The organism is Bradyrhizobium sp. (genome assembly GCF_016462955.1).
Taxonomy (GTDB): Bacteria; Pseudomonadota; Alphaproteobacteria; order Rhizobiales; family Xanthobacteraceae; genus Bradyrhizobium.
The window spans coordinates 1-291 of the sequence record NZ_JAEMSD010000724.1 but is presented as its reverse complement, the minus strand read 5'-3'; positions in this window follow the sequence as shown (position 1 = coordinate 291).

The window sequence follows — 291 nt, the reverse complement described above, 5'->3', positions numbered from 1 at the left end:
CTCAATGCGCTGACTGAGCGTGACGGGAAGGAGGCGCGCTCCTGGATGGACAAGCATATCGTCGATTTCAGGCGCGGTTACGAACTCGCCAATTTCGATATTGAGTCACCGGTTGTCTGGCCGATGCCGATTGGGCCGACCGCCTGAAATGTGCGGAAGACCGCAGGTGACGTAATCCGCTTAGCGTCCACCCACTTCGCAGCGCCGATCAGCGAAGCGCATTCCGCCATTCTCCTGTCGTCCGTTAAGAAGCCGATTGCAGCGATGAGCGGTCGCTGATTGCAGCGATGA